This is a genomic window from Clostridium aceticum, assembly GCF_001042715.1.
GTDB classification, from domain to species: Bacteria; Bacillota; Clostridia; order Peptostreptococcales; family Natronincolaceae; genus Andreesenella; species Andreesenella acetica.
The window spans coordinates 2,182,992-2,201,129 of the sequence record NZ_CP009687.1 but is presented as its reverse complement, the minus strand read 5'-3'; the positions used below and the strand labels follow the sequence as shown (position 1 = coordinate 2,201,129).

Annotated in this window: 17 protein-coding genes; 15 read left to right on the top strand and 2 right to left on the bottom strand. The window is 32.5% G+C overall.

The window, feature by feature from the left end; translation table 11 throughout:
- Positions 1–178: 178 nt before the first annotated feature.
- The 5 genes from CACET_RS10390 (at position 179) to CACET_RS10370 (ending at position 9,023) form a co-directional block, all read left to right on the top strand.
- Entirely contained in the window at positions 179–2,110 is a 1,932-nt protein-coding gene (locus CACET_RS10390) for a sensor domain-containing diguanylate cyclase (RefSeq protein ID WP_044825110.1), read from the top strand.
- Between the two features lie 280 nt (positions 2,111–2,390).
- A complete protein-coding gene (locus CACET_RS10385) occupies positions 2,391–3,212 on the top strand; it encodes an undecaprenyl-diphosphate phosphatase (RefSeq protein WP_044825111.1) in 822 nt (273 codons plus the stop codon).
- A 301-nt stretch (positions 3,213–3,513) separates the two neighbouring features.
- Positions 3,514–5,286 (top strand): dynamin family protein, encoded by a 1,773-nt coding sequence (locus tag CACET_RS19470; RefSeq protein WP_052661460.1) that lies wholly within the window; start codon positions 3,514–3,516, stop codon positions 5,284–5,286.
- A gap of 293 nt (positions 5,287–5,579) precedes the next feature.
- The gene (locus CACET_RS10375; protein WP_082058218.1) at positions 5,580–6,293 is read left to right on the top strand and encodes an AbiV family abortive infection protein; all 714 of its coding nucleotides are present in this window, start codon (positions 5,580–5,582) and stop codon (positions 6,291–6,293) included.
- A gap of 741 nt (positions 6,294–7,034) precedes the next feature.
- Positions 7,035–9,023, top strand: a complete 1,989-nt coding sequence (locus CACET_RS10370) for a methyl-accepting chemotaxis protein (protein WP_044825113.1) — start codon at positions 7,035–7,037, stop codon at positions 9,021–9,023.
- Positions 9,024–9,048: 25 nt separating this feature from the next.
- Here CACET_RS10370 and dmpI read toward each other — a convergent pair whose 3' ends face one another.
- Positions 9,049–9,243, bottom strand: a complete 195-nt coding sequence (dmpI, locus tag CACET_RS10365; protein ID WP_044825114.1) for a 4-oxalocrotonate tautomerase DmpI — start codon at positions 9,241–9,243, stop codon at positions 9,049–9,051.
- A gap of 525 nt (positions 9,244–9,768) precedes the next feature.
- Between dmpI and CACET_RS10360 the strand changes: the two genes are divergently transcribed.
- Positions 9,769–10,995, top strand: a complete 1,227-nt coding sequence (locus CACET_RS10360) for a BaiN/RdsA family NAD(P)/FAD-dependent oxidoreductase (protein WP_044825115.1) — start codon at positions 9,769–9,771, stop codon at positions 10,993–10,995.
- A 118-nt stretch (positions 10,996–11,113) separates the two neighbouring features.
- Here CACET_RS10360 and CACET_RS10355 read toward each other — a convergent pair whose 3' ends face one another.
- Positions 11,114–11,383, bottom strand: a complete 270-nt coding sequence (locus CACET_RS10355; RefSeq protein WP_044825116.1) for a hypothetical protein — start codon at positions 11,381–11,383, stop codon at positions 11,114–11,116.
- A 429-nt stretch (positions 11,384–11,812) separates the two neighbouring features.
- On the opposite strand from CACET_RS10355, the gene CACET_RS10350 reads away from it, so the two are divergent.
- The 9 genes from CACET_RS10350 to CACET_RS10315 all read left to right on the top strand — a co-directional run bounded on the left by CACET_RS10350 (position 11,813) and on the right by CACET_RS10315 (position 18,119).
- Complete coding sequence (locus CACET_RS10350) at positions 11,813–12,766, top strand: polysaccharide deacetylase family protein (RefSeq protein WP_052661461.1); 954 nt, start codon at positions 11,813–11,815, stop codon at positions 12,764–12,766.
- A 313-nt stretch (positions 12,767–13,079) separates the two neighbouring features.
- Positions 13,080–13,457: a hypothetical protein gene (locus tag CACET_RS10345; protein WP_044825117.1), complete on the top strand. Its 378-nt coding sequence runs from the start codon at positions 13,080–13,082 to the stop codon at positions 13,455–13,457.
- 331 nt (positions 13,458–13,788) lie between these two features.
- Positions 13,789–13,944 (top strand): hypothetical protein, encoded by a 156-nt coding sequence (locus tag CACET_RS20475; protein ID WP_158386031.1) that lies wholly within the window; start codon positions 13,789–13,791, stop codon positions 13,942–13,944.
- Between the two features lie 147 nt (positions 13,945–14,091).
- Complete coding sequence (locus tag CACET_RS10340; protein WP_044825118.1) at positions 14,092–15,369, top strand: biotin/lipoyl attachment domain-containing protein; 1,278 nt, start codon at positions 14,092–14,094, stop codon at positions 15,367–15,369.
- Positions 15,370–15,396: 27 nt separating this feature from the next.
- Positions 15,397–16,095, top strand: a complete 699-nt coding sequence (locus tag CACET_RS10335) for a YggS family pyridoxal phosphate-dependent enzyme (RefSeq protein WP_144414755.1) — start codon at positions 15,397–15,399, stop codon at positions 16,093–16,095.
- Positions 16,096–16,112: 17 nt separating this feature from the next.
- A complete protein-coding gene (locus CACET_RS10330; protein WP_044825120.1) occupies positions 16,113–16,559 on the top strand; it encodes a cell division protein SepF in 447 nt (148 codons plus the stop codon).
- A gap of 20 nt (positions 16,560–16,579) precedes the next feature.
- Positions 16,580–16,861, top strand: a complete 282-nt coding sequence (locus CACET_RS10325) for a YggT family protein (protein WP_044825121.1) — start codon at positions 16,580–16,582, stop codon at positions 16,859–16,861.
- A complete protein-coding gene (locus CACET_RS10320) occupies positions 16,855–17,643 on the top strand; it encodes a YlmH family RNA-binding protein (RefSeq protein WP_044825122.1) in 789 nt (262 codons plus the stop codon). Before CACET_RS10325 ends, CACET_RS10320 begins: the two co-directional genes overlap by 7 nt.
- 17 nt (positions 17,644–17,660) lie before the next feature.
- Entirely contained in the window at positions 17,661–18,119 is a 459-nt protein-coding gene (locus CACET_RS10315; RefSeq protein WP_044825123.1) for a DivIVA domain-containing protein, read from the top strand.
- Positions 18,120–18,138: the final 19 nt, after the last annotated feature.

Genomic DNA, 18,138 nt, shown 5'->3' with positions numbered 1-18,138 from the left:
GCTGTAGTATCAATATAAGTGCTGATAGTTTAAAAAAAGTGCAGGAATTGGAATTCTTTTGTCGAAATATATCGTAATTATTAATAGTGCTAAGAGATTGCTAAGAGATAAAGTATATATAAAAGAATAGATAGAATAGTGTCTATGCAGATAAAGGCATATGTCTAGGGGGTTGAACATGAGAAGGACTAAAGCAATAGTTAGTGTGGTTATTTTAGCTATTATACTTTTGTTATTATTGACAAAAAACTTTTTAAAAATTGATGTGGACCAAGGTGAAGTTAAAAAAGGAGAAATTATTATTGAGAGGGTTGAAGATGATCGTGCTATTGCCTTAGATGGAGAATGGGAGTTTTATTGGAACCAATTGATAGATCCTTCAGAATTTACAGCAATAGAGGAGACGGATATTGAGTACTTTACTGTGCCGCAGTTGTGGAAGGGAGGAGACTATAAAGGAGTACCATTAAGTGAAAGAGGTGTAGCTACCTACCGAGCATATTTCCAAATAGATATGAGCCAATTAGAAGAAAATCAATGGATTGCAGTAAAAATGCCTTTTGTTTATTCCGCCTATAAGCTATGGTTAAATGGAGAAGTGATTTCTACTAATGGGGAAATTGGATTAAACAGGGAAGATGAAATTCCTAATAGAAGACCTACAGTAATTATGATTTCTCCTAAAAAAGGTATGAATGAAATAGTCCTGCAGATAACGAATCATCATTTTTACAGAGGAGGCATATCTAAGTCTATATTAATAGGAGAATTTGATTATCTATATCATATTAGAGAAAAACAAATAACCTTAGATATTTTCATGGCAGGAAGCTTTTTTATATCAGGAATACTTTTTTTACTGTTGTATTTTAATAGAAGAAAAGAAAAGGTCATATTATATTTTTCTTTTGTATGCTTTATCTTCCTAGTGAGAGCATTAATTACCAATGAAATTTATCTTGTTCAAGTTTTCAAGGACTTTAATTGGGAAATTGGAAACAGAATAGAAGCAGGCTTTAGCTACGTTGGGATATCCATGGTTTTAATTTTCCTAGGAGAATTATATAACAATTACTTCCCAGTAAGATATATAAAAGAATGGAAAGTTTTTGCTGGCAGTATGCTGATCTGCATATTTTTCTTACCCCATGAGATATATGATAAACTAATGATTTATACGAATGGAGTACAAACCGTTTATGTAGTCTACCTGTCCGTAATATTAATAAAAAACTACGATAAATCTCTGATAGATTTCTATGTGTTACTGGTTGGCAAAATCATCTTAGTTACTTTGGCAATTCATGATATTATTATCACTTATGCTGTTATAGATGTGAGTACCAAAATACATATTGGTATGTATATCTATGTTTTCTCTTTAGGATATGCTTTAATATTACATCTTTATAGAGAATTTGGCAAAGTAGAAAGTTTAATGATTCAGAATGACAGGATGCTTAAAGAAATATCTAAAATGAATCAAGGTTTAGAGGAATTGGTTGAGAAAAGAACAAGGGAGCTTGAAGCTACTAATAAAAGATTGTATGAGCTTTCTATGTTGGATGGCCTCACAAGGATACCCAATAGGACAAGTTTCAATGACAAATTAGAGGATTATTGGCATTATGCACTTGAAGAAGGGTTAAGTTTATCCATTATCTTCTGTGATATTGATTTCTTTAAAAACTATAACGATAACTACGGACACATCGAAGGGGATAGAGCTCTGCAAAAAATAGCATATCTTCTTTATAAAAGAGTAAAACAAGATGATCATGGTTTTATTGCCAGATATGGAGGAGAAGAATTTGTTATACTTTACTTAAACAAAGATTCTAAGGAGACCTATGAAGTTGCAGAAGAACTAAGACTTCTTGTTAAAGAAATAAAGATTTCTCATGAGTTTTCTGCAATTGCTGATACAATAACTATAAGTTTAGGAGCCATTTCTGATATTCCTGATAAGCAAGGGCAGGCTACTGATATGTTAAATCAAGCAGATCAAGCACTATACAGAGCAAAGCAACAAGGTCGCAATAGAACCTGTATGTGGAATAATTATGAATATAAGGGTGTAGAGAACCCCAAGCCTGAAAATGTTTTGTAGTGTTAACTATACAAAACATTTTTTCCTCGACAATATATTTTCAAACTTTAAAATGATGCTGGAAAGTTTCTCCCCCATGATAAATGGTAGTAGAATAAACTAAGTAATCCTACTAATGAAATAATGAAATGAAATAAACATTTAGATAAATTATATGATAAAATAGTATAATGTTCTTATATATAGTGATTAAATGAGGTTACTTGGTTTGATTGTATGGAAAACAGATGTATATATGGGAATAAAAGTAACTATCTTAATATATGGGGGAAAAAACAGCATGGTTTTTATTGAACTATTGAAAGTAATCTTTTTAGGAATCGTTGAAGGGATTACGGAATGGGTGCCCATAAGTAGCACCGGACATATGATTTTGGTTGAGGAATTTATTCAGTTGAATGCATCAGAAGCATTCAAAGAGATGTTTTTTGTGGTTATTCAGTTGGGGGCTATTATGGCGGTGGTGCTTCTTTATTTTCAGAAGTTAAATCCATTTTTAGCTAAAAAATCTATACGACAAAAGAAAGATACGATGAAGATTTGGTACAAAGTAATTGTAGGCGTCATTCCAGCGGCGGTGACAGGACTACTTTTTGACGATTGGTTGAATGAACACTTCTATAATTACCAAACTGTTGCCATCATGTTGATTGTCTATGGAGTTCTTTTTATCGTCATTGAAAATCGAAATAAAAATAAAGTTACAAAAATTAACAGCTTCAACGAATTATCCTATTTGACAGCTTTTTATATCGGTATATTTCAAGTGTTAGCTTTAATTCCTGGAACCTCACGTTCGGGTGCAACGATCATTGGTGCAATTCTCCTTGGGACATCACGACATATTGCAGCGGAGTATTCGTTTTTTCTTTCTATTCCAGTAATGTTTGGTGCAAGTGCATTAAAGCTGATTAAATTCGGTTTTAATTTCACCGGCTTTGAAATCGTCTCTTTATTGACGGGAATGATGGTTGCCTTTGTTGTTTCTATCATTGCTATTCGATTTTTATTATCTTATATCAAGAACAATGATTTTAAACCATTTGGTTGGTATCGCATCATTTTAGGTTTCATCTTAATAGCATATTTTACTTTTCGATAGATATAGTCTGGATAATAATAGATTATATCTATTATTATTTTTAGCCAGATGTGCTTCTACAGTTTTATCCCAAAACCTTGGGTTGTAAATATAGTCCTTAATATATTAAAAATTAAAGGCACATAGCTATAATTTTTTAGAGGGTGTTATCTTAAAAATTATCCTCTGTTTTCAACAAAAGGCATGAAAATATAAAAAGAACAGATAATATATCCCAACAACGATTGAGTAGAAAATAGCATAGAAAAGAGATAAAAATATAGAAAAGTGTTTTCGAATAAAAAGATAGAGGTGTATCAAAATGTTGAAGGAGCTAAATAGAGCTTTAGATACAAATAGAAGTCTTCTTAAGGAAATAGAGAATATAGCGGTAAATCTTGATTGTAGCTATATATCTGATAAGTGTCATACACTACTAGATCGAATGGAAAAGTTAGAATTTCATGTGGTAGTTATTGGACAATTTAAGAGAGGGAAGTCTACCTTGCTTAATTACTTTATGGGTGAAGAACTTCTGCCGACAGGGGTGATACCGATTACATCTATTATTACAAAGCTAAAATATGGAGATCAACCTAAGGCAAGAGTTATTTTTCATGATGAATCGCAAGAGGAAGTAGATATTCATTCAATTAGCCAATACATTTCAGAACAGGAAAACCCTGAAAATATAAAACAGGTAGACTGTATTGAGGTGTTTATTCCTTCAGATTTATTGAAGGGAGGCCTGGTATTCATCGATACCCCAGGAATAGGGTCTATTTACGCTCATAATACAGAAGTAGCGTACAACTACTTATCTGAAGCTGATGCAGCTATTTTTCTTATTTCTTCCGATGCACCTGTTGGAGAGATAGAGTTAGAATTTTTGATGCAGGTAAAAAAATATATAAACAAAATATTTTTCATTCAAAACAAGATGGACTACCTATCTCACAAAGAATTAAAAGAAAGCATGGTCTTTTCATGTAAGGCGATAGATGAAGCTATTGGAAAAGAACCCAAGCTTTATCCTATTTCCGCAAAGCTAGCTCTTGAAGGAAAGCTTCAAAAGGCTCATGATAAGGTAAAAAAAAGCGGTATCAAACAGTTTGAAATTGAATTGGAAAGTTTTATGATGAAGGATAAAGGAATATATCTAATCAACAGTTATCAAAGTAAGATAGAATCAAGGATTAGAGAGCTAGAAGAATACATAGATTTTAAAATCAATCTATTAAATAGCGATTTAGAAACATTGGAAAAAAAGGTGGAGACATTAAAACATAAACTCAAAGATACCCAGGTAATGCAACGAGAAGCGATGGCGATTATAGAGCTGGGATTAGAAGGGATTATTGAATCTTTTTCAGAAGAAGTGAGGGCATTTAGACATGAGAAGGTAGAGATGATAAAAAACAAATTGAAGGAGATAGCTAAAGAAAATCAACATATCTCCTCCAATGGACTAGCTGAAATACTTAACGAACAGCTAGAAAGTGAAGTGGAAAATGTGTTGGGACAGTGGAATCAACAACAGGAAATAAAAATTAGAAAGTCCTATGAAGAGCTTATGATTAGATTTACAAGGAAGTTAAATGAAATCATTGAACAAATCAATGAATTGATTTATGCATTGTTTAAAATCAAAGTAGCAGAGGATGTTGAGGAGTTTCATTTAATTGAACGAGACAGCTTTTATTTTAAATTCAATAGCTCAAGTCCTCCATTGTTGGCTCCGAAAATAAAAGATTTTATGTTTCTACTTCCCAAGAGAATGAGAAACAGAAGAATATTAGTAGAGGCATTAAAGCGAGTAGAAAATGAATTGGAGAAGAATGGAAACAATCTAAAATGGGATTATGTATGTAAAATACGAGACAGTAAGTATATTTTTGAAAGGACTTTTTATGAGCATATTCAAGCTGTCATGAAAGCAGTAGAGGTAATAATTGAAAGAACAATGAAAACAAAGAGAAGTAAAGGGGATCATGTAGAAAAAGAAATACGGTTTTATGAGGAGAAGAAAAAAGTCACTCAGGGGCTAAAACATAGATTGTATCGTGTAGAAGAACTTCTAAATAGAATTTTATAAGAACTACATTCTTCGACAAAAAATTAACAATAAATATTATATTATAAAAATAGCACTGCTTAATTGGGTAGTTTTTTTCATAGATCTTGTGATGTGCTTTTACACATAAGTGATGGAAAGTGAAAAGTATGGATAAAATTTGACATTTGAAAGTAGTAAGTGAATGGCAAAATTTATTAATAGACACTTTGATATAGTGCATAATATGCTGTTTGCAAACAGTCCACTACAAGCAAGTGTACTGGCATAAGCTAGCAAAATACTTATGGGAAACTATATACAAGTGGGGTGGAATGATGAAGTCTATTTTGTTGGAAGCAAGAAGGAAAACCTATGATAATTCAGTGAAACTAATCTATGATGCAAAACTTTTGTTTTATAAAGAGAAATATGCTTTAGCTACATTTTGTGCTATGACAGCAATAGAAGAAATAGGAAAATTTGTTTTCCTCCATACCATTGGTACATCCAATATAATTAAGTTAGATACAGAACTATCATCACATCTAATGAAAGAAATCACTAAGGTTTTAAAAGATTATTCAGGTAAGGTTTTAGAAGTGGTAAATTGGTCATTGTATATAAATGCAGCAGCCGACAGACGGCATGGGATACACCCATCCGGAATCTATAGAACAAGTGGTGTAGTGTTGTTAGCTCGTTCAGGAAAATGGGCAGAAGTGCGAAATAGATGTTTATATACTGATATTAACTTAACAAATACACATGTTGTATCTCCAGAAAAGATAGGCAAAGAACATGCATACTACTTTATTTGTATGGCATATGAAGGACTAGCTGCTCAAGTTGAAGCAGGATTAGACGTAGAGATAATGGGGATAGAAGGAAGAAGAGCTAGAGATGAATTGATAAACTTAGAAATGGACCTCATAGAATTTATAGAGATAAGTCAAACGAATGTTGATGAACTTGATTTTATTAAAAACTCACAGAAGTATAAAAATTTAGCAGAGCAAAGAAAAGAAATTATTAAAGATAACTTTTGAATACTTATACTTTGTATGTAGTTAAATATGTAATGAAAAGATCATTATAGCTAATGAATTGTTGCAAAATTCAAACTACGTTATCAGAAGAACAGTATATGTTATTTAAAAACAAGTATTATTAAAGTAAACTCCTTTCAATTTATTGAAAGGAGTTTACATCAGAATTTACATTAAAGTATGCTAAACTCATAAATTCCTCCCAACCTATCTTCCTGTGTAAACAAGTTCACAAAGATAGGTCCCTTATCTCCCTGTATAACTGGACATCAAATCTATTCTTAAGAGAGGTGTAAAGGTCGACTCTGCTCACCTCAGCCATTCTTCTAGCTTAGCCATTCTTCTAGCTTAGCCATTCTTCTAGCTTAGCCATTCTTCTACCTTCGGAATTTTCAGCAATGGTATCCAATTTTATAGCTACTTTTTAAAGATAGCGTCAATGTTTTTGCAAAAAAAATACAATTTTTATTTTGAAATTTTTGAAGGAATATGGTAATATTTGTCGAATATATTGCTTTATGAAATTCTATTGTGAACAAAATTTAAAAAATTAACTATAATTTACGGATATAAAACTGCAGAGTTTAGCATATTAAGCGCTGATATTTGTAATATTTAGGTGGATTTTTAAGTTAAGTGAAGAAATATAGGTCTTATTTATTAAAGTTCAGGTTCAAGAATGTATATCTGTATTGTAGATAGCACAAAAGAATTTCAATAACTTACAAGGGGGAATGGCATATGAAGAGCATAAAAACAAAACTGATTGTTTATTTTTCTGTCCTAATTTTATTTATATCTTTTATATTTGGTTTTGTTTCTGTGAAAGCAACTGAGAGAGCGGTTGTAAATGAGGTACAAGAAGCTATGCAGCTATTAGCCAAAGAAGCTGCAGAGCTAGTTGGAAGCGAACTCAACGCGGATATAGAAGTCCTTGAGACAATTTCAAGAATAGAAGGGACGATTAGTATGGATTGGGAAATACAGCAAAGCATACTAATAAGAGAACTTCAAGTACAGTCCTTTCTTGACTTAGGGATTGTTTCTTTAGATGGAACTGCAAAGTACACAGATGGCAGTACTGCTGAACTAGGGGATAGGGAATATATACAAAGAGCCTTTGCCGGGGAATCAAATGTATCAGATGTGATTATAAGTCGTGTAACAAATTCTCCAGTAGTGATGATTGCAGTACCCATCGTAGAGAATAGACAAGTTGTAGGTGCTTTGATTGCCAGAGCGGATGGGGGTTTTCTAAGTAACTTAACAGATGCTAGGGGTTTTGGAGATGCAGGTTATGCTTATATCATCAATGATCATGGAATAATTATAGCTCATCCAGATAGAGAATTAGTAATAAATCAGGTGAACTTGATAAAGGAAGCGGAAGGTAATGAATCACTTACATCAGTAGCACAGCATTACAGTAAGGTACTACAAGAAAAACAAGGAATTAACCGCTACTCCTTTGAAGGTAATGGGCTCTATGCTGCATATGCACCTATAGAGGGAAGAAACTGGATGATGATTATTACTGCTGCTGAGGAGGAAGTATTAGCTTCTCTTTCCTTGATGCAAAGAGGTCTTATGATGATAACTCTTGGGATTTTAGCAGCAGCCATTCTTCTTTGTTCCTTAATAGGCAGTTCTGTTACAAAACCTATTATTATAGCAGTAAAACATGGCAAGGGAATTGCAAATCTAGATATCACACAGGACTTTCCTGAAGTACTGCTAAAAAGAAAAGATGAGATTGGATCTTTAGCCATGACATTTCAAACAGTGATAGAAAGCCTGAGAAGTTTCATAGGACAAGTAACAGAGACCTCTCAGCAGGTAGCTTCATCTTCACAGGAGTTGACCGCCATCAGCCAACAGTCAGCTACTGCAGCAGATGAGGTGGCTAGAACCATTGAGGAAATAGCCAAGGGGGCTAATGATCAAGCAAAAGATACAGAAGGTGGCGTTTTAAAAACAGAAGAGTTAAGTAAAATTATCGACGAAGATTTAAAGGACATGGATAAAATAGAGGAAGCTGTCAAAAAACTAGTAGGTTTGAAGGATCAAGGAATGGCATTGATAAAAGAATTAACAGTCAAAAGTAAAAACAATGCAGATGCAATAAAACTCATTCATAAAACTACTGTGGATACCAATGAAAGTGCAGAAAAAATTGGTGAAGCCAGCAAAATTATTCAGGGTATTGCAGAACAAACAAATTTATTGGCATTGAATGCAGCGATTGAAGCAGCAAGAGCAGGGGAGTCTGGCAGGGGATTTGCTGTAGTGGCGGAAGAAATTCGCAAATTAGCTGAGCAGTCAACACATTCAGTACAAGATATAGAAGAAATGTTAGAAAAATTACAGGAAAACTCTCAAAATGCTGTAGGTACGATACAAGATGTTTTATCTATTACTGAAGCTCAGGTAGGAAGTGCAGAAACTACAGAAAATAAATTTAATGATATTGCTCAGGAAATAGATGTTGTAAAAGTTGTTGTAAATAAGTCGATGGGTTCAGTACAAACAATGAACAACAAGAAGGATGAACTTGCGGGGATTATGCAGAACTTGGCAGCAATCGCTGAAGAAAATGCGGCTGGAACACAAGAGGCTTCCGCATCTGTAGAAGAACAAACTGCTTCTATGGAACAAATAGCCGCCGCTAGCGAGTCTTTAGCAACCCTAGCGGAAGAAGTGCAAAGAAGTATAAATAAGTTTAAGTATTAAAATAAAAGTTGGGATAACCCAACTTTTATTGATTCTTGCGGATTTCAGATAAAAGCTTCGTGCCTTTACCAATGTTATCTAATTCGCTTTCTTTAATAAAAGTAAGAAAGGCTTCCTCAGGTATATTAAGTATTTCACTAGCTTTTGATACCAGGACTTCAACAAGCTTTTCTTTTTGTTCCTTTGTTATTTTACCACAGTCAACATTAATAACTGGCATAAGATCATCTCCCTATATGAATTTATATTTATTATACATAAGCATTAACCTAAACCATAACTTGTCATCCTGAGGGTAGCAAAGTTCCTTGTTATTTAAGATCCTTCGCTACCCTCAGGATGACAGGTCGACAGAAATTTTGAAATACTTGTATTAAGTTAACACTTATGATTTATTATAAACATTTCTACCAAGATTTACAACTGGTACAAAAATATAGTAAAAAATAAAAAATGAGAATATATTGACCTGCTAGGATTAAAGGGGGACTAAAATACCTAGTAATCATTATATTCTCATTAACTATAGTATGGACACAGGATTGAAGTTTTAGACATCATCATTAAAAAAATTTAAAAATTTTTTACGAATGTCTTCCTTAAGTTTAAAAATTTTGCTATATTGACGATAATAATAGAAAAACTAGACTTGTGCAATTGCTCAAACTATTTTCACCACTACACTAAATAATTGCACAACTCAAGTAAAAAATAACTCTAATAAGTACAGTGAAGGGTGTATGTGATGAAGAATAAAAAAGTGATCGTTGTTGGTGGAGGACCTGCCGGTATGATGGCTGCCATCACTGCGGCTCAGCGTAGTGATAATGTGATTTTAATAGAAAAAAACACCAGCCTAGGAGAAAAATTAAGAATTACAGGAGGGGGCAGATGTAATATAACAAACAATTCTTCGCCTGAAGAAATCATGAAAAATGTTATTACAAATAGTAAATTCTTATATAAGAGTTTGCATAGTTTTACCAGTAAAGAACTTATGAAACTAATGGAGGAAAATGGATGTCCTCTTAAAGTTGAAAAAGAACAAAAAGTATTTCCAGCCAGTGAAAAATCCAGTGAAGTTATTGAGGTTTTTCATAAGCTGCTGAAGGAAAATAAGGTAAAGACCTATTTTCAATGTGAAATAAAAAAAATCTTAGTAGAGAACAATAAAGTGGTTGGCATTAAGACCAGTAATGATCAAGAATTTTGCTGTGATGCTGTTATTATGGCAACTGGAGGAATATCTTATCCTCATACAGGAAGTACGGGGGAAGGATACAGCATCTGCGAAAAAATAGGTCATGATATCATACCTTTAAAACCTAGTTTAACATCTATGATCATCAAAGAAAAATGGTTGACGGACATGATGGGGATTTCTTTAAGAGATATTGTGATGAAAACCAAGATAGGAAATAAGTCCATAGCTGCTGATGGAGATTTGCTATTTACCCACTATGGAATATCTGGACCTGCTGTTTTTCAATTAAGTACATATCTTAACAAGCTTATCTTGAAAGAACATATTCTAATGGTGGATTTTTTACCAAAGGTTTCACAGGAAGAGTTAAAAGATATATTCATTGCTGTTGAGAAAAGTAATAAACAAATTTCAAGTCTACTAATGGAATACTTACCTAAGAAATTTTTTACTGAATTATTAAGTAGACTAAACATCTCTAATAACATAACGTTAAATCAGTTGAATAAAAAAGACAGAAATAGAATCATAGATAATTTAAAACATTTTAAAATTACTGTTACAGCATTAAGAGATATAAAATATGCTATTGTAACATCCGGAGGTATAAACGTAAAGCAAGTAAACCCAGCAACAATGGAATCAAAGCTAATAAAGGATCTGTTTTTCGCGGGAGAATTATTAGATATAGATGCTTTGACAGGGGGATATAACCTTCAAATGGCTTTTTCTACCGGTTTTATTGCTGGGAAAAGCAGCGTGGAATAGATTTCTAAAAGATGAAGAAAGAAGACGTATATTTTTAATAATATAGGTCTTCTTTTTTTATGTACCCAATTTATTCAATTTTGAGGTAGCTTGGACTAAAATCAAATATATAAAAAATTTAGCTCTGCTCTTTCTCAGTGGATCTATTGATAACACCGATTTCCTTGCTGATATTTCTAATGAACTGTGTTTTTTCCTCTATTGAGTCAATAGAGTTTTCAATATAAGATGCGATGGCGTTCATTACTCTAGCTTCCTCTGAATTATCCATCTTGGCAACACTGATTTTGATATTGACTAAGGTCATCTTGATTTTTTCTAATCCATCAAATATATCTACTGCATTCTGCCATAAATCTTTCGTATAGTTGTCTATTTCCGTATTCATAAAAGCCCCCCCTTTTAATATCTGACTACACAAAATTAGTCGATATTAAGCTTTTTTAAAAACTTTGAACTATTCTGTCATTATTATTATGTCAAGATTTTACTGTTGTGTCAAGTTATATAAGTTGCAATGAAATTTTTACAACACCCCACGGTGACAATTCTCACGCAGTCTGACAGTTCAACTGGCACGTATGTTTTTCATATACCTAAGAAACTCCCTCGTGACATAATGAAAATAATTCCTAACAAAAAAACTTGCAAGGATGTAGAAGAATTTGTAGAATACTGATACAATAGAAATAGATACATAATTTTCTTAGCAACCTTTATAGATGATCTTAACTTTTCTTTAATATAGATGTTTAAAACTATTTCATGCAATTAATATAGATCAAAAGAAAAAATTGTATAGACTGGAGAGATTGAGATGAAAAAATTGACATTAGTGTTTATAATAGGAATATTTACTTTAAGTATTGTTTGGGGAGCACTATCTTTTTTTCAAGCAGAAGAAACCTTGGCAGCCGTAGATATGGAACAAGTGATATCCCCTGAAGCGGAGATAATAGGAGACGATGAAGAAGCAGTAGACAATGAAGAAAAGGAGATCAAGAGGGAAGCAGATAACCCAAATGATAGCGAAGAAGTTGATACGGTAGAGGATGTAGACTTAAAAGAGGAAAAAAATCAAGACAAAAACAATACAGCAAAGGGTAAAAAAGTATTCCTTACCTTTGACGATGGACCAACTTCTTTGACGCCTGAGATACTAGATATTCTAAAAGAGCATGATGTACAAGCTACTTTTTTTGTTATAGGAAGACTAGCAGAAAAGGATCCTGATATGGTAAAACGAACCTATGCTGAAGGAAACATGATATTGCCTCACTCCTATACCCATGATTATGCTATCTATAGCACCTTTGAAACATTCTACGATGATTTCTATAGAGCTGAGGAAGTAATTCAGGATATACTTCAAATGCGGCTTCCTCCCATTTTTAGGTTTCCTGGAGGATCTTCTAACCATAGTTCCTTCGCCTATGGAGGACAGCAATTTATGCCTGAACTTACAAAAGACATCATAGAAAAAGGCTATTACTATATCGACTGGAATGTATCCTCTGGAGATGCTAGTCCTGACTATAAAAGTAAGGAGAAGATGCTGCAAAATATTTTTAATGGTTTACAGAACAGGGATGTTGCAGTTGTATTATTCCACGATGTAGCTCGTAATACTAAAATGGCACAAATTTTACCTGAAGTAATAAGTAGATTGCAAAATAAAGGTTATGAATTTAGGACTTTTAAAGATATCACTAAAGAAGAATTAGACAGGATGGTACAACTTAAAATTGCCAATAAACCAATTGTAAGATAAAAAATTAGACGAGTTCGTCTAATTTTTTTTTGTGAAGAAGTTGGTGAGAAATATATGGATCTGTCATATTGTACTTATCCGCTACGCTACAGGGTGACAATTCTCACGCAATCTGCCGTCCCCATGATTCCCCTCTTAAATTTCACTCTACTAAGGCTATATTTGCACCCATTAGTCTGGGAAAATTGTAGACTGTGTATATTAAAATTTTTAATCACATATCTATATAGTAAGTTCTAATAAAGTTGTAAAAATTTTATTGCAACTTATATATTAAATAAAGGAAAAGTCGATATGAAAAAGGGGGAGAAGGATGGTTGATTTTTTAGGATGGTTAAATATTTTTCTTATACTTTTTGCGATAGCTCTGTACCCAGTGAAAAAAGCAAGTATGATTTTCTTAAGAAAAAACATAATAAAATCGATAAAATGGATAAAATACTACAGAATAATGAGTACTTTGCACCCTTATGTAGGAGGACTGATTGTTTTAGTCGGATGTTTACACAGTTATTTAGCTATGGGAGGTTTCAAACTCCACAGTGGTAGCTTTATTTTAGGTACCGTGATCTTAATGGGCATGATTGCTATACTAGGGAGGAAGATTAAGGGTTTTAATAAAAGTTGGAGATTAACCCATAAAATATTAGGGGTTTTTGTTTTTGCTTTTATCATTAACCATCTTCTATAGAGGATAACTTGTGCAATTTTTTTAGCTATGTTTGAGAGAAAATTAAATATATTAAGTAAGGGTATATATTTAATTTTTATCACCACATTAAGTGATTGCACAATTCAAGTATTTAGTTATTTATGATAGATAGACAACATCAGGACCTAATTTTGATATACTAAGGGCTACATTTGCAGCCCACGGTTTTTGGGCGAAACCGTAGACCGTGTATATCAAAATTAAAGTTTGAACTTGCTTATCTATAAAAAGAGAGACAAGCGAAACATATTATAAGTAAAAGCATCATATAATGGTTGTACAAAAACAAATAGCTTAGGAGAATAAGCTTATGACTAGGAAAGAATCTTATGAAAAAAAAATGACGATACAAGAAATGAAAAACAAACAAAATCAATTTATTTATGAATCTATTTTAAGTATTGTAGAATTCTCTTTATTAATTGGATGCCTTTTTGGTTTATTGATGCTATTACTTGAGATATAAGATAAAAAATCCACTCATTGCCTATGGGTGGATTTAACTTTTTCGTAAAATAGTGCTGGGACATTATAAAATTTATTAGATTCTATGAAGGAATTCAAAGGAAAATGAAGAATAGTTATATAATAATTAAGCAGGCAGGTGAAGTTTGTGAAAACTAAAAGAAAAAAAAGAAAAAGTTTATCTATAGGTAAACTTATAAAAATATTTGCTGCCACCATTATATTAGGATACTTTTTATCAAGAGTCACTCCTTTTTTTAGTCAAGCAACTAATAAGACTTATATAGCAGAACATGGGAAAATAGAAACTACTGTATCCACTGAAGGTTATATTGTGAGAGACGAAAAGGTGATGAAAAACTTAGGAGAAGGAAAAGTAGTTCTTTATGTATCGGAGGGGGAAAAGGTAGCGAGAAACCAGAAACTAGCAGAAATACATTTAGGGGAAATAGATGAAAAAACAACCAGAGATTTGGAAATAATTAATTTAAGGATACAAAATATTAAAGATAAGGAATCAGAACAGCAGGTTTTTTCTAGAGATATAGAAAAAATTGATGCAGAAATTACAGCGATATTAGGAGAAATACAACAGTATATAAATGAGGGACCATATGAAAAAATTTCATTACTAAAGGAAAATCTGTCTACTTTAGTGGAAAAAAAGAGTATTATTAGTGGAGAAAGAAGTTTTTCCGGCAAAAACTTAGACCAGTTAGAAAGGCAGCAACAATCTTTACAGAGTAAAGTCAATGATTCTATTGAAATTGTCTATAGTGAGTTCCCAGGAGTTTTTGCTATAGGTAACGATGGGTTAGAGGAACTTTTAAATTTAAGAAACATAGAAAATATTACAGAGCAAGAATGGCAAACCATAAAAAATACTTATAAATCTAAAGGTGATTCTCTAGAACAAAACAGTTTAAGAATTATTGAGAATCATCGTTGGAGCATTGTTGCAAGGTTAAAGGAACTGGAGATAGAGGGCGTAGAAGAAAATAGGAGAATCATGATTCGGTTACGAGGAGATAGTAAAGAGTATAGTGCTGTTGTAAGAAAAATCCTACCGGTCGATGAAGAGGAAGTAATTGTTATACTGGATTTAACAGATTTTATAGAAGGCTTCTATAATAAACGTCTTATTGCCTTTGACATGATTAAAAGTAGTTTTGAAGGCATTATGATTCCTAACTCAGCTATTGTAGAAAAGGAAGGACAAGAAGGAATTTTTAGATTAGATGTTAATGGTTTTGCTAGGTTTGTACCTATAAAGGTGAAGGGAAGCAATCGTGAATATTCTATTGTACACTATGGATATTTTGATGATACTAGAAATAATGAAACAAAAAGGGTGAACACGATGAATTTTTATGATGAGATTGTAGTAAATGCTCAGCAGGTAACAGAGGGTGAAAAAATACGCTAAAATGATATGATGTAAGGAGGAATATCTTTGGCATTATTAGATATTGAAAATAACTTAAAAATAATAAAACAAAGAATTTCTGATGCTGCCACAAAGGCTGGGAGAAGTCCCCATGAGGTACAGTTAATAGCTGTTACCAAAACAGTAGAACCCGAAATAATTGAAAGGGCTATTGACTGTGGTGTTACAGATATAGGAGAAAACAAAGTTCAAGAAATTATAAGAAAGTATGAAATCATAGGGGAAAAAGTTAAGTACCATATGATTGGACATCTGCAAAAGAATAAAGTAAAATATATTATTGATAAAGTAGATATGATTCATTCTTTGGATTCTTATGATTTAGCTAAAGAAATAGATAAAAGAGCAAAAAAAATTCAAAAAGTAATGAAATGTTTATTGCAAATTAATATTTCTGGGGAGGAATCAAAATATGGAGTCAATCCTTTAGAGGCACAATCTTTGCTAAGGCAGATCAGTGAACTAAAGAATATACAAATAGTAGGTTTAATGACGATGGCACCTTATACCGATAATCCAGAGGAAGTAAGGAAATATTTCAAGGACTTAAAAAACTTGTCTTTAGAAATAGATCAGCTTAGCCTTAAAAACATAGATATGGGTCATTTATCTATGGGGATGTCCAATGATTTTGAGGTTGCTATTGGAGAGGGTGCTAACTTAGTAAGAATAGGCAGTAGTATTTTTGGAGAACGTAATTATTAAATTTGGGAGGGAGAAAAATGTCAGGGAAGTTGATAGATAAAGTAAAGTATTTTATGGGATTAGACGTTTTTGAAGAAGAAGAAGTAGAGGGTGAAGAGGAGTTAATGCAACAACAGGATGATATGACACCTATTGTCAGTAATAATAAAAAGAATAAAATATTAAATATACATACGACTACGCAAATGAAGGTGGTTCTTTATGAACCCAGTTCTTTTGATGAAGCATCAGGAATTGTTGACAGCCTTAAAAATCGAAAACCAGTTATTATCAACTTAGAAAGTGTTGAACCAGAACTGGCTAGAAAGTTTTTTGACTTTTTAAATGGGGCAATTTATGCCTTAGATGGGAATATACAAAAAGTATCTACAGGTATTTTTATACTGGCTCCTAATAATGTAGATATTTCGGGAAATATTAAAGAAGAACTAAAAAATAAAGGTGTATTTCCTTGGCAGAAGTAATGAAGGGAGTGTGATTTTATTTGTTTTCTACCTTAGATATAGTAGGGGCACTATATTATTTATCAAGACTGATTAATATCTTTATTTTAGTTAGAGTAATTTTTTCATGGGTAAATCCAAACCCACATAGTTCGTTGATACAGTTTATTTATGCAGTAACAGAACCTATTCTTTCACCTGTAAGAGAACTTATTTATAAACTAGGATATACTGGGATGATAGACTTTTCACCAATTGTAGCAATCTTATTAGTAAATATGGGATATTCTCTATTAGCAAGGTTGGTAATGGGACTGTGGTAAACAAAGAAACTTACATACAGCATATAAAAGATCAAGACTTAAAACAGTTATTAGTAAAGGTACTGGATCAAGTAGAAATTGTTCTAAAAACCCATGATGTTAAGTCAACTGATTTTTTAAATCCCTATGAGCTAAGGACCGTTACTCAGATGTTGTCTGATTTTCAGGATATTGGCTGGATTGCAACAGGAGGGCACAAAGAGGCGGAAAGAAAAGTATTAGTTATTTTTCAAGATTATTTAGCAGAGGAAACTATAAAAATGCCTTTAGGTGCTTTAGAACTCACAGGAAACATTCAATTCAAGACTTTAAATCATAGGGATTATTTAGGAAGTATTCTTTCCTTAGGAATAAGGCGTGAAAAAATTGGAGATATCATAATTAATCAAGATAAATGCCAAATAATTTTAAAAGAGGAATTGAAGGACTTTCTTCAACTCCACTTAAATAAAGTAGGAAATACGTCTATAGATGTTAAAGAAATAGATTTGAGAGAAATAAAGGCTTTGGAGATTAGCTATAAGGAGATAAGCGGGACTGTTGCATCTTTAAGATTGGATAGTATTGTCAGCCTAGGATTTAAGGTTTCAAGGGCTGAAGCTCAAAACCTAATAGCTAAAGAAAAAGTTTATATAAATTGGGGTATTGCTAACAAAAATTTCTTTGAAATAGGTAATGGAGATGTTATTTCGGTTAGAGGCAAGGGAAGAGTAATTGTGGAAGATCTTCAAGGTAAAACCAAATCAGGTAGGGTGCACATTAAACTGAAGAAACCAATATAATGATGGAGGTGATTTACATGCTTACGCCTTTAGATATCCAAAACAAGGAGTTTAAAAAGGGGTTTAGAGGTTATAAGGACAATGAAGTAGATGAATTTTTAGATGAAGTTATGGTACACTATGAAAAACTATTTAAGGAAAATGGTGAACTGAAGGATAAAATGGAAAAGTCACATCAACAGGTGGAACAATATAAAAATTTGGAAGAAACCTTAAAAAACACCTTGGTAGTGGCACAGAACACAGCAGAAGAAGTAAAAAGTAATGCTGCTAAAAAAGCTCAATTAATTATTGAAGAAGCTGAGATGCAGGCAAAAGAAATCATTAATGGCGCTAAGAAGGATGTAGAACATGTAAGACATGAATATGAAGAAGTTAAAAGACAAATGGAAATATTCAAAACCCGATATAAAACCTTATTACAGTCTCAATTAGAAGTTTTACTAGAAACAAAGGAAGAATTACAAGAGGGCTAAGAAGTTATGGTTCTTTTTA

Bases quoted from the DNA above. Each gene is read 5' to 3' on its own strand.
- CACET_RS19470 (WP_052661460.1), top strand. From the start codon at position 3,514: ATGTTGAAGGAGCTAAATAGAGCTTTAGATACAAATAGAAGTCTTCTT.
- CACET_RS20475 (WP_158386031.1), top strand. From the start codon at position 13,789: ATGACTAGGAAAGAATCTTATGAAAAAAAAATGACGATACAAGAAATG.
- CACET_RS10350 (WP_052661461.1), top strand. From the start codon at position 11,813: ATGAAAAAATTGACATTAGTGTTTATAATAGGAATATTTACTTTAAGT.
- CACET_RS10375 (WP_082058218.1), top strand. From the start codon at position 5,580: ATGATGAAGTCTATTTTGTTGGAAGCAAGAAGGAAAACCTATGATAAT.
- CACET_RS10360 (WP_044825115.1), top strand. From the start codon at position 9,769: ATGAAGAATAAAAAAGTGATCGTTGTTGGTGGAGGACCTGCCGGTATG.
- CACET_RS10355 (WP_044825116.1), bottom strand. From the start codon at position 11,383: ATGAATACGGAAATAGACAACTATACGAAAGATTTATGGCAGAATGCA.
- CACET_RS10330 (WP_044825120.1), top strand. From the start codon at position 16,113: ATGTCAGGGAAGTTGATAGATAAAGTAAAGTATTTTATGGGATTAGAC.
- CACET_RS10315 (WP_044825123.1), top strand. From the start codon at position 17,661: ATGCTTACGCCTTTAGATATCCAAAACAAGGAGTTTAAAAAGGGGTTT.
- CACET_RS10390 (WP_044825110.1), top strand. From the start codon at position 179: ATGAGAAGGACTAAAGCAATAGTTAGTGTGGTTATTTTAGCTATTATA.
- CACET_RS10370 (WP_044825113.1), top strand. From the start codon at position 7,035: ATGAAGAGCATAAAAACAAAACTGATTGTTTATTTTTCTGTCCTAATT.
- CACET_RS10385 (WP_044825111.1), top strand. From the start codon at position 2,391: ATGGTTTTTATTGAACTATTGAAAGTAATCTTTTTAGGAATCGTTGAA.
- dmpI (WP_044825114.1), bottom strand. From the start codon at position 9,243: ATGCCAGTTATTAATGTTGACTGTGGTAAAATAACAAAGGAACAAAAA.
- CACET_RS10345 (WP_044825117.1), top strand. From the start codon at position 13,080: ATGGTTGATTTTTTAGGATGGTTAAATATTTTTCTTATACTTTTTGCG.